Annotated in this window: 12 protein-coding genes and 1 tRNA gene; 4 read left to right on the top strand and 9 right to left on the bottom strand. The window is 70.4% G+C overall.

Annotated elements, in window-relative coordinates; translation table 11 throughout:
• Positions 1 to 5: 5 nt before the first annotated feature.
• The 6 genes from FU260_RS04600 to FU260_RS04575 all read right to left on the bottom strand — a co-directional run bounded on the left by FU260_RS04600 (position 6) and on the right by FU260_RS04575 (position 6,781).
• Positions 6 to 2,102 (bottom strand): alpha/beta hydrolase family protein, encoded by a 2,097-nt coding sequence (locus tag FU260_RS04600; RefSeq protein ID WP_147915989.1) that lies wholly within the window; start codon positions 2,100 to 2,102, stop codon positions 6 to 8.
• A 102-nt stretch (positions 2,103 to 2,204) separates the two neighbouring features.
• On the bottom strand, positions 2,205 to 3,047 hold the full coding sequence (locus FU260_RS04595; protein WP_147915988.1) for a hydroxymethylpyrimidine/phosphomethylpyrimidine kinase: 843 nt from the start codon (positions 3,045 to 3,047) through the stop codon (positions 2,205 to 2,207).
• A gap of 120 nt (positions 3,048 to 3,167) precedes the next feature.
• A tRNA-Thr gene (locus tag FU260_RS04590) sits at positions 3,168 to 3,243 on the bottom strand.
• Positions 3,244 to 3,489: 246 nt separating this feature from the next.
• Positions 3,490 to 4,257 (bottom strand): DsbA family protein, encoded by a 768-nt coding sequence (locus tag FU260_RS04585; RefSeq protein ID WP_147915987.1) that lies wholly within the window; start codon positions 4,255 to 4,257, stop codon positions 3,490 to 3,492.
• Between the two features lie 132 nt (positions 4,258 to 4,389).
• Positions 4,390 to 4,950, bottom strand: a complete 561-nt coding sequence (locus tag FU260_RS04580; protein WP_147915986.1) for a hypothetical protein — start codon at positions 4,948 to 4,950, stop codon at positions 4,390 to 4,392.
• Positions 4,951 to 5,098: 148 nt separating this feature from the next.
• Positions 5,099 to 6,781, bottom strand: coding sequence for a serine/threonine-protein kinase (locus FU260_RS04575; protein ID WP_147915985.1), 1,683 nt, complete (start codon positions 6,779 to 6,781; stop codon positions 5,099 to 5,101).
• 299 nt (positions 6,782 to 7,080) lie between these two features.
• On the opposite strand from FU260_RS04575, the gene FU260_RS04570 reads away from it, so the two are divergent.
• The 4 genes from FU260_RS04570 to FU260_RS04555 all read left to right on the top strand — a co-directional run bounded on the left by FU260_RS04570 (position 7,081) and on the right by FU260_RS04555 (position 11,874).
• Complete coding sequence (locus tag FU260_RS04570; RefSeq protein WP_147915984.1) at positions 7,081 to 8,502, top strand: alpha,alpha-trehalose-phosphate synthase (UDP-forming); 1,422 nt, start codon at positions 7,081 to 7,083, stop codon at positions 8,500 to 8,502.
• Entirely contained in the window at positions 8,495 to 9,295 is an 801-nt protein-coding gene (gene otsB, locus FU260_RS04565) for a trehalose-phosphatase (protein ID WP_147915983.1), read from the top strand. The genes FU260_RS04570 and otsB overlap by 8 nt, the downstream gene beginning before the upstream one ends.
• A 120-nt stretch (positions 9,296 to 9,415) precedes the next feature.
• Positions 9,416 to 10,540, top strand: coding sequence for an ABC transporter ATP-binding protein (locus FU260_RS04560; protein WP_147915982.1), 1,125 nt, complete (start codon positions 9,416 to 9,418; stop codon positions 10,538 to 10,540).
• Between the two features lie 86 nt (positions 10,541 to 10,626).
• On the top strand, positions 10,627 to 11,874 hold the full coding sequence (locus tag FU260_RS04555; protein WP_147915981.1) for a DUF4032 domain-containing protein: 1,248 nt from the start codon (positions 10,627 to 10,629) through the stop codon (positions 11,872 to 11,874).
• 104 nt (positions 11,875 to 11,978) lie between these two features.
• Here FU260_RS04555 and FU260_RS24465 read toward each other — a convergent pair whose 3' ends face one another.
• Genes FU260_RS24465 through FU260_RS04545 form a run of 3 tightly spaced genes read right to left on the bottom strand, consistent with a single transcriptional unit; the run spans position 11,979 to position 13,788 of the window.
• The gene (locus tag FU260_RS24465) at positions 11,979 to 12,530 is read right to left on the bottom strand and encodes a Gfo/Idh/MocA family protein (protein WP_328593016.1); all 552 of its coding nucleotides are present in this window, start codon (positions 12,528 to 12,530) and stop codon (positions 11,979 to 11,981) included.
• Positions 12,512 to 13,090 (bottom strand): Gfo/Idh/MocA family protein, encoded by a 579-nt coding sequence (locus tag FU260_RS24460; protein ID WP_328593015.1) that lies wholly within the window; start codon positions 13,088 to 13,090, stop codon positions 12,512 to 12,514. Before FU260_RS24460 ends, FU260_RS24465 begins: the two co-directional genes overlap by 19 nt.
• Positions 13,087 to 13,788 (bottom strand): ThuA domain-containing protein, encoded by a 702-nt coding sequence (locus tag FU260_RS04545; RefSeq protein ID WP_413038353.1) that lies wholly within the window; start codon positions 13,786 to 13,788, stop codon positions 13,087 to 13,089. The genes FU260_RS24460 and FU260_RS04545 overlap by 4 nt, the downstream gene beginning before the upstream one ends.
• Positions 13,789 to 13,997 lie beyond the last annotated feature (209 nt).

Raw genomic sequence — 13,997 nt, 5'->3', positions numbered from 1 at the left:
CCTGCTCAGCCCACCGGCAGGTACCTCTCCCACCAGCGCAGGATGTGCTCGAACCGCGCCAGCCGGTGCTTGGGGGTCCCGGCCCGGCTGAGCTCGTGCCCCTCACCGGAGAACAGCAGCAGCTCGGTCGGTACACCCCGCTGCTTCAGCCCCACGTACCAGCGCTGGCCCTGCTCCACCGGGCAGCGCCAGTCCTGCTCGGAGTGGATCACCAGCGTGGGGGTGCTGACTTTGTCCAGGTGGGCCATCGGACTCTGCGCGGCTACCTGCTCCGGATCGGAGCCGACGTAGGCCTGGGAGAAGAACCAGCCGATGTCCGCCGAGCCGACGAAGCTGGCCGGGTCGAGGAACCCGCGTTCGACGATGGCCGCGGCGAACCGGTCGGTGCGGGTGGTCAGCCAGGCGGTCATGTAGCCGCCGTAGGAACCACCGAGCACGCCGACGCGCTGGGCGTCCAACCGCGGATCGGTCAGCGCATCATCGAGAAAGGCGAGGACGTCCGCCGCATCCCTGTCGCCGAAGCCACCGGTGATCGCGCGGCCGTGCGCGCGCCCGTACCCGGCAGAACCCCGCGGGTTGCAGAACACGACGGCGTAGCCGGCACCGGCGTAGGTCTGCACCTCGTCGAAGAACGTGGGCGTGTACTGGGCGTGCGGTCCACCGTGGATCAGCAGCAGCACCGGGTGCGGCCCCTCCCCCTCCGGTACGGCGACCCAGCCGTGCACCGGGTACCCGTCCGGGCTGGTGGCTTCCCGCTCCTCGGGGCTGATCACTCCCGCTTCGGCGCGCAGGCGGGCGCCGAGGTCGGTCAACCGCGTGGCCTCGCCCCCGGCCGGCAGCAGCCAGAGGTCGCCGGCGCTGTCCGCGCTCGCGGCGGTCACCACGGCGGCGCCGTCGGGGCCGACGGCGCGCACTGCGCTGGTCTCCACCTCACCCGAGTAGGCGGTGCTCAGCTCCCCGGCCCGGTAGCGCAGCACCTCGGTGGTGCCGCGGTGCTGCCGGCCGAGCAGCACATCGGTGCCGGCCACCTCGAGGGCGCCGGCCAGCGGCATCTCCTCCGGGTCGGTGAGCCGCTGCAGCGAGCCGGGTGCGAGCTGCACGCGGGCGCTGTCCCAGTCGGCGCGGTGCAGCGCCGGAGCAGGGCCGATGAAATCCCTCTGGTCCGGGCCGTAGTCGGACAGCAGCAGCCAGAGTGTGCTCCCGTCGGTGCTGAACGCGACCGGACCGGGGACCAGCTGGCCGACCTCCAGGCTCTGGTCGGGCGATCCCGGCTGGTCGGCGTGCACCGCGAGGACCCCGGCGAGTGCGTCCGGCCGGGACCGTGCCACCACCAGGTGCGTCCCGTCCGGGGTCCACACCGGACTGTCGTGATCCTCGTCGACCGTGGTGATCTGCCGGCCGCTCACCCCTGGCCGGGTCACCGGCTTCGGCTGGTCCTTGTCGGTGTCTTTCGCACTGCCTGCTGCGCCGGCGTCGGTGTGCGCACTCTGATCGTCGCCGCCGCGCTGCGCGTCGCCACCCCCACGGGCCACAGTTCCCGTCGCGTCCCGGCGGGGCAGATCGGCGGTCGGGTCCGCCGGATCGGGCACCTCGACGACGAACACGTGCTGGGGCCGGTCGAGGTAGAAGCCGGCCCCATCCCGCCGGTAGCTGAACCGGGTGATGTGGCGAGGCGGCTCCGCACCCGGACCTACGCCGTCGACCGTGCCGTACCTGCCCTGCTCCGGAACCCGGGCGGTGTAGGCGATCCTGGTCGAGTCCGGAGAGAACTCGGGTGCACCGGAGACGCCGAGCGGATGGCTGGTGAGCACCTCCGGCTCCCCGCCGGTCAGGTCCAGCAGGGCGAGCTGCGGCTTGTCGCCCTTGGCCTGCCGGAGATAGGCGAGCCGCTTGCCATCCGGGGAGAAAGTCGGTTGGGTATCCCGCCACCCGTGGCTGAACGGCGTGGTGGAGCCGTCGGTGAGGTCCACTCGCCAGAGGGTGGCCGGGTAGGTGTCCTCCTCGGTGTCCGGTCGGGCGATGGAGACCACTGCCCAGGTGCCGTCGGGGTGCACCGCGGCGCGGCCGGGCATACGGAAGAGGCTCAGGTGTTCAGGACGCATGGCCTAACCCTATGGCCGGGGCGCTGCCTACCCAGCGGATCCGTGCCCACCACCCGCGCCGCCTGCTCGAGTTGGAACACGTGAGTCGCCACCGGGTGAGTCTCAGGCCAGTGTGGAAACTGTCACCAGGGCTGCCACGTCCGCCCGCAGGGTGCCGTCGAAGTAGACCGCGTCGAACGGGGCGTGTGAGGCGCGCCGGTCGAGGATGCCCTGGGTGACCACCTGCTTGGCGATCAGCGTGGCATCGTGGATGTCGGTGCCCTTCGCCAGCTCGGCGGTGACTGCGGCCGCGAACGTGCAGCCCGCGCCGCTGGCCCGCTCCTCGCCGATCTTCGGGGTGGCGAGCACAGTGGTGCGCTCACCGTCGTAGAGCACGTCGACGGCGTCCGGTCCGCCCAGCTCGACCCCACCCTTGGCAATGACGTACCTGGGGCCGAGGTCGTGGATGCGTCGGGCCGCCTCGGCCAGGTCCGCCACCGAGTCGATCCGGTCCATCCCGGCCAGGGTGCGGGCCTCGAAATGGTTCGGGGTGACCACGGTGGCGGCGGGGAGGATCTGCGCCTTCAGCGCGTTATCGGTGTCCAGAGCGGCACCGGGCTCCTGCCCCTTGCAGATCAGCACCGGGTCGAGCACCACGTGCCGCCACTGCTGGGTGGCCAGCCCGGCGGCCACAGCGTCGATCGTGGCCGGGGTGCCGAGCATGCCGATCTTCACCACGTCCAGGTCGTGGCAGGAGGTGGCGGCCTCGATCTGGTCAGCGATCACTTGCGCCTCGACCGGGACGAACCGGTGCGCCCAGCCGTTCTTCGGGTCGAAGGAGACGATGCAGGTGAGCGTGCCCATGCCGTAGGTGCCCAGCGCCTGGAAGGTTTTCAGGTCCACCTGGATGCCAGCACCGCCGGTGGCCTCGGACCCGGCGATCACGTAGGGGAGAGGAGAAGTCACCCCTCTACGGTACGCCCGCCGGGCGCCGCCAGCGTCACTGGGGACTACCGGGCCAGTGCTCGGCGACCAGGTCACGCCGCAACGGTCGCCGGGTGCGTGAGAGTGCAGTGCCGTGTCCCGTGGAGCCACCTGTCGGACTCGAACCGACGACCGTTCGCTTACAAGGCGAGTGCTCTACCAACTGAGCTAAGGTGGCGCGCCCGGCGGCAGCGCGCCGGACTCAGAAAGTGTGCCAGATGCGCCCGGCGGAAGGCGAAACCGGACAGATCCCGGTGCGCTCCGCCGTCGGCAGTTCGGCAGAAGCGCGCTCGGCGCCGCAGCCGCCCACGTGCCCCTGCCGCTGGGCGAGGCGACCCACCGCCCGCGCTCAACAATCACCCTCCGCGCCCACGGCACTATCGCCGTGGGCGCGGAGGGCTCCGGCGCCGCGGCCGGCTCTAGGTCAGCCGGCCTCCTGCACAGCGGCGAGCAGCTCACCGGGGTTGTTCCAGTTGCCACCCCACTCGTCGCCGTCGAGCAGCACGGTCGGGGTGCTGCTGGCCCCGTCCCGGCTGGCCTGCTGAGTGGCGATATCCACCCACTCGGCATAGGTGCCGTCCGCCAGGGTGTCTGCCACGTCCTGCGGGACGCCGGCCTCGACCGCGAACTCGGCGATCTGCTCATCGGTCAGCCCGTCCCCGCCCTCAGTCGGCTGGTTCGCGAACAGGATGTTCATGAAGTCCATCGCGTTCTCCGGTGCGCTGTTGGCCACCTCGGCGAAGGCGGCAGCGGCGCGCGCGGAGTAGTCGCTGAGGAAGCTCACCGGGTGGTAGATCACGGTGACTTCACCGTCGGCAGCAGCCTGGGTGAGGTCCTCACCGTTGATCTGCTCGAACGTGCCGCAGTGCGGGCACATGAAATCCACGTAGACGTCGAGCTCCGGGGCGCCCTCGTTCGCCGAGCCGGCACCGTCTGCACCGATCGGGATGCCGCCGTTCAGATCGGAGCCGGCTGGGGTGGCGCCCTCGAAGTCGGACAGCAGGGTGCGGTTGGCCTGGAGCGCGATCACCACCACAGCGGCGATGATCAGCGCGAGCACGGCGGCCACCACGCCGATCAGGATCCGGCGGCTGCGCTTCTCTTTCGCCGCCTGGATCTTGCGGAGCCGTTCGGCTTCTTTTCGTGCGGCTTCGCGCCGCTCGGTCTTGCTGAGCTTATTGGACTGTGCCATCGAGTGTGTCCTTGGTCGGGCCGCGGTCTGGGCGGCGAAGTAGGGGCGCGGCTGGGCCGCTGAGGCCGGTGGCGGAGCTGGCCGCCGAGAGGATCGCGCCGGGTCGGCCTGCGTGCTGGCAGGGAGGGGCGATCAGGCCGGCAGCGGAGGGCCGCGCCGCCACACCGGGGGGTTCAGGAAAGCGGGCACGACGGCGGTACCTCGCCAGTCCGGCAGCGTCACCCGGGCCGGGGTGGGCCAGCGGCGCAGTAGCCGGGGCAGAGGACGGCTGAGAGTGGCGATGAGCGCGCGGGTCGCCCGGCCGGCGCGGCCGAGCCAGTACGCGAGCACGCCAGCGGCGGCATGCGCGATCACCAGGCTGGCCAGCAGCGCACTGGCGGCGCCGACTGCGGCCATAGTGTGCGGGCCGTAGCCGAGGGTGCCGGTGGGGCACTCGGCGGCCATCCGCATCTGGGCAAGGTTGCGGGCAACGAAACCGGTGATACCGGCCGCTTCGACGCAGTCCGCCGGACGCAGCACCGTGGAGAGCAGCACGGTCAGCGCCGACCAGGCCAGACCCACCGCGGCGAGGGTGCCACCGGAGCGCGGGCGCGCAAGAGCAGTCAGTCCGCCACCGGAGCGCGGGCCGGTGAGGCCAGCGCCAGAGCGCGGGCGCGCACGAGCGCGCACCTGTGCCGATATCCGCCGGACCATCCGCCCAGGATACGCAGCCCACCGCGGTCGTCGGAACCCACGGCCGCCGCGCCATCCCTACGCCGAGTGGGCAGAAGTGCGCCGGTGCTGGTGGACCCCACCCCGCAGCAGTGACCACTCACCGATCGGGCAGACACCCCATGGCCGGTCAGAAGAACGAGGTGGGTGGGGCGGGGAACGGTGCCCACTGCGGCGCGTTGCCGCCGAGGAAGTAGATCATCAGGCCACCGAGCGCCACCGCGAGCGCGATCAGAGCCCAGAGCGCCCCGCCCAACCCGAGCGGTGCGATGTGCTGCAGCACGACCCGCTCACCCTCCCGGGCCCGTCCGCTGGACGGGGTCCACCAGACCAGCAGCGCCACCACGGCCACCGTGATCGGCAGCACCGCTGCCACCGGCACTGTGTCCACGGCGAGGATCCAGACGATCGCTCCGCCGGCAGCTCCGACGATCACCCCGGGCAGGGTGAGCAAGATGCCCAGCAGCAGGTGTCCCGGGAACGATGCCGCTACCCGGGTGCGGTCCCAGCGCCCGGGGCCGCGTTCCAGCCGGCGCTGCCGCAGCGCCTGCGCAGCCGACCCGATCCCGCCGAGCAAGGCGGTCACGGCGACCAGGGTGAGCAGCACCCACGAGGGGTAGACCAGGCCGAGGGCCACGACGGCCATCAGCCAGGCCAGCGAGATCCAGCCGCGTCCCGGCGGCGGCCGGAACCAGGCAGGCAGCTGTGCCTCCGCTGGGCCGCCGGGCCACTGCCCGTCGGTCGCCTGCCACACCGGTTGGCCCGGGGGCGGGCCGGGAGGCATCGCGGTTTGCGGTGGTGGAGCCGGAGCGCCGCCGGGCTGCATCGAGGTGGGCAGATAGGCCGTCCGCGGTCCGAGGACTTCGGCCGGAACCGCGCCGGTTGCTCCCGTCCCAGGCGCGTAGGACGGCGGCAGCACTGCGGGGGCGTCGGCCCGCTCCGGTTCCCCGTCGGCACCGGTGACCTGTTCCTCGTGATCGGCGAGCAGCGCGGTCACGTCCCGGCCCGCTGCATGCTCAGCGAGCGCGGTGCACACCACCTCCTGCCGCATCCGGCGTTCGGGGTCCGGATGCAACGCGCGCCGCAGCACCTGCGCCACCCGTGGAGACAGGTCCTCGGTGTCCACCCGGCCGGACTCCACCCGCATCAGGACCCCGGGGCCGCGGCCGAACGGCTGCCGTCCGGTCGCGGCGAACACCAGGACGGCGGCCCAGCCCCACCAGTCGCCGGCGGCATTGGGGTTCGCGCCGTGCATCACCTGCGGGTCCACGTAACCCGGCGTCCCGGTGACCAGACCAGTCTGGGTGATCCGCGGGTCGTCGGCGAGCTGGGAGATGCCGAAGTCGATCACCACCGGACCGTCGTCGGTGAGCATCACATTGCCGGGTTTGAGGTCGCGGTGCAGCACGCCGGCACCGTGAATCGACTCCAGCGCACCGGCAAGCCCGGCGGCCAGGTCGGCGAGCTCCTCGGCGTCCATCTGCCCGTGCTCTCGGATCGACTCCTCCAGCGACTGCCCGTCGATCAGTTCGGTGACGATGAACGCCTCTTCGGACTCCGCCTCCGCGTCCAGTACCCGTGCCACCGACTCGCCTTTGACCCGGTGCAGAGTGGCGACCTCTCGGCGCAGCCGCTCCCGGGCGGCCTCGTCGGCGCTGAACGCTGGGTGCAGCAGCTTGAGGGCCACATGCCGGCCCTCGGCATCGATCGCGTCGTAGACCGTCCCCATCCCGCCGGTGCCGAGCGCGTGCAGCAGGCGATAGCCCCCGACCTCCCGGGTCGGCGACTGCTGATCGCCCGACTCGCCCGTCATACGAGGCAACTTACGCCACCGTCGGGCGCCGGGCGGTGACCCACACCGGGCACCCCCGACACCTGCACAGGTCCCTCGCAGCCACCGTGCTCCCGGCCACACGCGATCCCCGCCATCGGTGTGCCACGATCTGTCGGTTCCGCGACCGAGGAAGCGACGGTACCGAGCAAAGCGACGATGCCGGGCAAAGCGACGATGCCGGGCAAACCGAGGTGGGCGGGTCGACGTCGTTGGGGGCGGCGCTGCGCCGGCCCATCACCCCGGCTAGCCTGGCGGAAGGCAACCGAAGAGTGAGGGACATGACTGGATCGCACGAGTTCGTCGTCGTCGCCAACCGTCTGCCGGTAGACGTGCAGGTCAGCAGCAAGGGCAAGGTCTCCTGGGACCGTTCCCCAGGGGGCCTGGTCACCGCACTGCACCCGGTGATGCAGTCCCAGGACGGCGCCTGGGTGGGCTGGTCCGGCCGCGCGGACACCGATCTGGACCCGTTCGAGGCGGACGGGATGCATCTGGTTCCGGTACCGCTGAGCGCCCAGGAGGTGGAGAACTATTACGAAGGGTTCTCCAACGCCACCCTGTGGCCGCTCTACCACGACGTGATCGTCGACCCGACCTATCACCGCTACTGGTGGAACGCCTACCTGGAGGTGAATCGCCGATTCTCCGAGGCTGCTGCCGAAGCGGCCGCCGAGCACGCCACAGTATGGGTGCACGACTACCAGCTCCAGCTCGTCCCGCAGATGCTCCGCCGGCTGCGCCCGGACGTGCGGATCGGTTTCTTCAACCACATCCCGTTCCCGCCGGTGGAGCTGTTCGGTCAGCTCACCTGGCGCAAGGAGGTGGTCGACGGGCTGCTCGGCGCGGACCTGATCGGGTTCCAGCGCACCGGCGACGCCGCGAACTTCCTGCGCGCAGTGCGCCGGTTCACCGACTACAGCCCGCGCGGGCAGAGCGTGACCATCGGCCAGCACTGGACCCGGCCGGAGCGGCATGTGCGGGTGGGCACGTTCGGTATCTCCATCGACTCCTCGCAGGTGGACGAGCTGGCGCGGAGCAAGAAGACCGAAGAGCGGGCCGCCGAGCTGCGCCGGGAGCTGGGTGATCCGGACGTCCTGCTGCTCGGCGTGGACCGGCTGGACTACACCAAGGGCATCCGGCACCGGATCAAGGCCTTCGGTGAGCTGCTCCGGGAGAAGCGGGTCACGGTCCCGTCCACGGCCCTGGTGCAGGTGGCCAGCCCGAGCCGGGAGCAGGTGGCGCAGTACAAGACACTCCGCCAGGAGGTGGAGGTGATGGTCGGCAACATCAACGGCGACTACGGCTCCTGGGGACGATCGGCGATCTACTACATGCACCACTCCTATCCGCAGGAGGAGATGGTCGCGCTCTACCGGGCGGCGGACGTGATGCTGGTGACCGCGCTGCGGGACGGGATGAACCTGGTGGCCAAGGAGTATGTCGCTGCCCGGCACGACCTGGGCGGTGTGCTCGTGCTCAGCGAGTTCGCCGGAGCCGCGGACGAGCTCGGCCAGGCGCTGCTGATCAACCCGCACGATATCGAGGGACTGAAGTCCGCGATCATGCGTGCGGCCACGATGGAACCGCCAGAACGCCGACGGCGGATGCGCGCCTTGCGTAAGCGGGTCATGTCTGGGGATGTGCAAGCCTGGGCGGAGAAGTTCCTCGCCGCTCTGGCTGAGGACCGTCGCGCGCATGACTGAGCCGGTCGGGCCAGAGGTGGCTGCGGCGCTGCGCGAGTTCGCCCGGCAGCCGGAGGTGCTCGTGGCACTGGATTTCGACGGCTGCCTCGCCCCGTTCGTGCTCGACCCCGCCGATGCTCGGCCGCTCCCGGAAGCGGCCGACGCGTTGCGCTCCCTGGCCGCGCTCCCCGGGGTGCACCTGGCACTGGTCTCCGGCCGCCCGGTGGCCGAACTGCACCGGCTCGCCGGCCCGCCCGCGGGCACCGTGCTGGTAGGCAGCCACGGAGCAGAGCACGGTGAGGTGGATCAGGCAGGTGCACTGCACCTCACCCCGGTCACCCTGACCGACGACCAGGCCGACCTGCTCGCGAGGGTGAGCTCCGCCGTCGAGCAACTTGCGGATACGCACCCGGGGGTGTGGATCGAGCACAAGCCGGCTGCCGCCGTCGTGCATACCCGAGCGCTTCCGGAGGACCAGGCCGAGCCGGTTCTGGCCGCTGCGATGGCCGGGCCGGGTGCCTGGCCCGGGGTGCACCCGATCCACGGCAACCAGGTGGTCGAGCTCGCCGTGGTCGACGCCACCAAGGGCGAGTCGCTGCAGGCCCTACGGGCGCCTCTGGTGGGTGTGCCGGCGCTCTACGCGGGTGATGACGTCACCGACGAGACGGCGCTCGCCGTGCTCGGCAGCGGCGACGTCGGAGTGAAGGTCGGCACCGCCCCGAGCGTGGCCGGTTATCGCGTGGCCGACGAGGCAGCGGTGGCCGCCCTGCTGGCCCGTCTTGCGATGTGGCGGGCGTCACGGCACCTGGCCTGAGATGTGGCATGATGCTAGCGGCGCGGCCACCCAGGCGTGCTGTGTCAGCGGAGACACTCTGACACTCTTCACAACGGATCGTCCGGCACGTACCTGCCGGTGAAGGGAAAGTAATCCACCATGGCAACTGTCACTTTTGACCACGCCACCCGGGTCTACCCGGGAACGGAGCGCCCCGCAGTGGACGCACTCAACCTCGAGGTCGAGGATGGCGAGTTCCTCGTCCTCGTCGGTCCCTCTGGTTGCGGTAAGTCCACCTCGCTGCGGATGCTCGCCGGCCTGGAGGACGTCAACTCCGGCCGGATCCTGATCGGTGACCGCGATGTCACCGACGTGCAGCCCAAGGACCGGGACATCGCGATGGTGTTCCAGAACTACGCGCTGTACCCGCACATGACCGTCGCTGACAACATGGGCTTCGCGCTGAAGATCGCCGGTAACCCCAAGGCCAAGATCCGCGAGAAGGTCGAAGAGGCCGCCAAGATCCTGGACCTGAGCGAGTACCTGGACCGCAAGCCGAAGGCGCTCTCCGGTGGTCAGCGTCAGCGTGTGGCGATGGGCCGTGCGATCGTGCGGGACCCGCAGGTGTTCCTGATGGACGAGCCGCTGTCCAACCTGGACGCGAAGCTGCGGGTGCAGACCCGCACCCAGATCGCCTCGCTCCAGCGGCGACTCGGGGTCACCACCGTGTACGTGACCCACGACCAGACCGAGGCCCTGACCATGGGTGACCGCATCGCGGTGCTCAAGGACGGTGTGCTGCAGCAGCTGGCCAACCCGCGGGAGATGTACGACACCCCGCAGAACGTGTTCGTGGCTGGTTTCATCGGCTCCCCGGCGATGAACCTGGGCTCGTTCAACGTGAAGGACGGCAACGCCACCCTCGGTGGGGCGTCGATCCCGCTGACCCGCACGACTCAGGACGCGCTCACCGACGCGGACAAGAACGAGATCACCCTGGGCTTCCGCCCGGAGGCCTTGGATGTGGTCTCCGAGGGCACCGACGGTGCGTTCGGCATCAACGTGAACCTGGTCGAGGAGCTCGGCTCGGACGCGTTCGTGTACGGCGAGCTCGCCAACCGCGAGGCAGCCGAGAACATCGGCTCCGGCGAGGACGACTCCCAGGTGATCGTCCGAGTGAACCCGAAGAACCCGCCGATGAAGGGTGACATGATCCACGTCGTCATCCGCGAGGGCCAGAAGCACGTCTTCTCCTCCGCCACCGGCGAGCGTCTGCCCCAGTAGGCTCGCGCTCTCTCGAACGGGGCAGGTCCAGCGCGGACCTGCCCCGTTCGTCATTTCTCCTGGGCGAGGCCTGACAGACTGAGACCATGCCCTCGGCACTGAAGATCACCGCGGCCGCGCCGGACCCGGCCCTGCTGGACCTGCCTTGGCACATCGCCCTGGAGGGCTGGCCAGAAGACACCCTCGCTGCCCTCCCCCGCGGCATCTCCCGGCACGTGGTGCGGTTCGTGCGACTCTCCGGCCGGGTGCTCGCGGTCAAGGAGATCGGCGAGTCGGTGGCACACCGGGAGTACCAGCTACTCCGGGACCTCAGCCGCCTGGGCGTGCCTTCGGTGGAGCCGGTCGGTGTGATCACCGGCCGCACCACGCCGGAGGGGGCGGAGCTGAACTCGGTGCTGATCACGAAGCATCTGAAGTTCTCCCTGCCCTATCGGGCGCTGTTCAGCCGCTACCTGGCCCCGGATACCGCTACCCGGCTGATCGACGCCCTGGCCGTGCTGCTCGTCCGGTTGCACCTCCTCGGCTTCTACTGGGGCGATGTGTCGCTCTCGAACACGTTGTTCCGCCGGGACGCGGGCGAGTTTGCCGCCTATCTGGTCGATGCCGAGACCGGCGAGCTGCACGACTCGCTGACCAACGGGCAGCGCGAGTACGACCTGGAGATCGCCCGGGTGAACATCATCGGCGAGCTGATGGACCTGGAGGCGGGGGCGCTGCTGCTCGAGGAGGTGGACACGGTCGCAGTGGGCGAGATGATCGTCAGCCGCTACCGCGACCTGTGGAACGAGCTCACCGCGGTGGAGGAGTTCGGCACCACCGAGCGCTGGCGGGTGGCGGACCGGATCCGAAAGCTGAACCAGCTCGGGTATGACGTGGGCGAGCTACAGATGACCACCGACATCGACGGCACCACGCTGCAGATCCAGCCCAAGGTGGTGGACGCCGGGCATCACCACCGGCGGTTGATGCGGCTGACCGGGCTGGATGTCTCGGAGAACCAGGCCCGCCGCCTGCTGAACGACATGGACACCTACCAGGCCGCCACCGACCAGCTCGGTGAGGACGAAGAGTTCGTGGCGCACGAGTGGCTGGCCGAGGTATTCGAGCCGACCGTGCGGTCCATCCCCCGACACCTGCGCGGGAAGCTGGAGCCGGCGGAGTTCTTCCACGAGCTGCTCGAACACCGATGGTTCATGGCACAGAACGCCGGGCACGATATCGCGATGCCGCAGGCAGTGGACTCCTACATCGAGAACGTGCTGCAGCACCGGCCCGATGAGGAAGCGGTGCTGGGGCTGGACACGGCCACGCTGCGCGCTATCGAAGGGGAGTGAGCGGGCGGCGCGTCCGGGGCTCGGCCCGCGGAGGTACTCCTGTGGCACTGAGGTCTGCATGGTGCACCTCAGTGTCACAACAGAACCTCCGCGACCGCGCCGGGTCAGATCTGCGTGAGCGGCACCGGCGCCGGGCGGCCGGGCCTGCTCGCGATCGGCACCGACCGGCCTTGTTCCGCGGCGGCCAACACACCCTCCATCACCTCCAGCACATGCGCGGCGAGCCCGCCGGAGGCGCGCACCTGCTCCCGGTTCGGGGCGCGCACCAGGTCCAGCAGACCCACACCTCGGCCTGCCTCGAGATACCCCGCCGACGGCGCAACCTCCTGCCATCCGTCATCGCTCCAGGTGCGTAGCCGCACCTGTTCGTCGAACCTGTTCGGGTCGCCCACGCTCAGTGACCCGGCGGTGCCGTGCACCTCGATCCGCGGTGACTCGGTGGCCACGGAGTCGAAGCTCATCACGATCGTGGAGAGAGCCCCCTCGGCGTGGGTGAGGACCCCGGTCACGTGCGTGGCCACCTGAACCGGGATCGTCTCACCGGAGCGCGGTCCGGAGCCGATCGTGCGCTGCGGGGCGGAGGTACGTACCGATCCGATCACCGAGGTGACCTCGCCGAGCAGGGTGACCAGCGCCGTCAGGTAGTACGGGCCCATGCCATCAGCGGCCCGCCGCCGGGCAGATAGTAGAAGTCGGGGTTCGGGTGCCAGCGTTCGTGTCCGGGGGCGGCGAAGGTCGCGTTCGCCGCGACCGGAGTGCCGATCGTGCCGGCGTCGATCACCGCGCGTGCGGTCTGCACCCCGGTACCGAGCACCGTGTCCGGGGCGCCACCCAGCCGCACCCCGGTGCTCTCTGCCGCACCGAGCAGCTGATGCGCCTGCTCGCCAGTGGCCGTGAGCGGCTTCTCCCCGTACACCGGCTTCCCGGCGGCCACCGCCGCCTGTGCGATCTCCGCATGCGCTGCCGGCACGGTGAGGTTCAGCACCACGTCCACCTCGCCGTCGGCCATCAACTCGGCCGCGGTGAGTGGGCGGGCGCCGGTACGCGCGGCCACCTCGGCGGTGCGTACCGGGTCCAGGTCCGCGACGGCCACGACCCGGGCTCCGGCGGCCCGGTCGAAGGTGTCCAGGTACTGGCCGAGGATCGTTCCCAGCCCGACGATGCCGATCCGGACCTCGCCGGCCTCCCGCCACCGCGGATCGGCCGCGGCGTTCACCGCGCCGCCCAGAGCAGGCCACGCTCGACGATCGTGCGCACGCTCGGGTGCTCGAGCACGTCGACCGAATGCCCGGGGGTGGCCACGAAGATGCGGCCCCTCCCCCACTGCCGGGTCCACACCGCCGGGCAGGTCACCTCCCGGTGCCAGGGCTGGTCCTCGCGGGCCGGGTGGGTGGTGGTGGCGTGCACATCGCTCAGGTCGTCGGTGAGCACCCAGTACTGCTCGGTGGTGAGCTCGAAGTCCTCGATGCCGGCCACGATCGGGTGCTGGTCGGTGATCTGGACGGTGTGCGTGAGGTAGTGGTCTGCCGGACCGCCAGGGCGTTGACCCGCAGGTAAGGCCGGATGGGTGGCGAACTGGCCGCCGATCAGGTGCAGGTAGTCGGAGCTGGCGCGGAAGGAGTCGGCGATCCCGCCGTGCCAGCCCGCCAGACCGGTGCCGTTCTCGACGGCGGTGCGCAGGCCGCGTAGTTGATCCGCCGTGATCGTGCCCATGGTCCAGCACTGCACGATCAGGTCCGTGCCGGCCATGGTGGCGGTGTCGGTGTAGATGTCCAGGTTCTCGTGGACGTCGACGGCGAAGCCCGCCTCGCGCAGGTAGCCGATGAACAGGTCGGTGGTCGCCACGGGTGCGTGCCCGTCCCAACCGCCCCGGACCACGAGCGCGCGCCGGGTGGGTACAGATGCAGAAGTCACTATGATCCTCATCGATTCTCGGGTCCACCCAGCATAGTTGCACCGCGCAATCAATGACCTACTCCGCGCGGAGGTCCGGCGTCGCGCCCTGGATCAGGGCCTGCATCCGCGACCAGGCGAGTTCGCCGAGCACATCGTGATCACTGCTCGGAGAGTGTTGGGCCGCACCCGAATAGTCGAGTCTGCTGAAAGCACTCTCCAGCGGAGAG

The organism is Ruania zhangjianzhongii (assembly GCF_008000995.1).
Taxonomy (GTDB): domain Bacteria; phylum Actinomycetota; class Actinomycetes; order Actinomycetales; family Beutenbergiaceae; genus Ruania; species Ruania zhangjianzhongii.
Note: the sequence above shows the minus strand (reverse complement) of the source record. Positions and strands in the feature narration are given on the sequence as shown.

Excerpts from the sequence above, each read along its gene's own strand:
- otsB (WP_147915983.1), top strand. The coding sequence starts at position 8,495 with ATGACTGAGCCGGTCGGGCCAGAGGTGGCTGCGGCGCTGCGCGAGTTC.
- FU260_RS04585 (WP_147915987.1), bottom strand. The coding sequence starts at position 4,257 with ATGGCACAGTCCAATAAGCTCAGCAAGACCGAGCGGCGCGAAGCCGCA.
- FU260_RS04560 (WP_147915982.1), top strand. The coding sequence starts at position 9,416 with ATGGCAACTGTCACTTTTGACCACGCCACCCGGGTCTACCCGGGAACG.
- FU260_RS24465 (WP_328593016.1), bottom strand. The coding sequence starts at position 12,530 with ATGGGCCCGTACTACCTGACGGCGCTGGTCACCCTGCTCGGCGAGGTC.
- FU260_RS04600 (WP_147915989.1), bottom strand. The coding sequence starts at position 2,102 with ATGCGTCCTGAACACCTGAGCCTCTTCCGTATGCCCGGCCGCGCCGCG.
- FU260_RS04575 (WP_147915985.1), bottom strand. The coding sequence starts at position 6,781 with ATGACGGGCGAGTCGGGCGATCAGCAGTCGCCGACCCGGGAGGTCGGG.
- FU260_RS04580 (WP_147915986.1), bottom strand. The coding sequence starts at position 4,950 with ATGGTCCGGCGGATATCGGCACAGGTGCGCGCTCGTGCGCGCCCGCGC.
- FU260_RS04570 (WP_147915984.1), top strand. The coding sequence starts at position 7,081 with ATGACTGGATCGCACGAGTTCGTCGTCGTCGCCAACCGTCTGCCGGTA.
- FU260_RS04555 (WP_147915981.1), top strand. The coding sequence starts at position 10,627 with ATGCCCTCGGCACTGAAGATCACCGCGGCCGCGCCGGACCCGGCCCTG.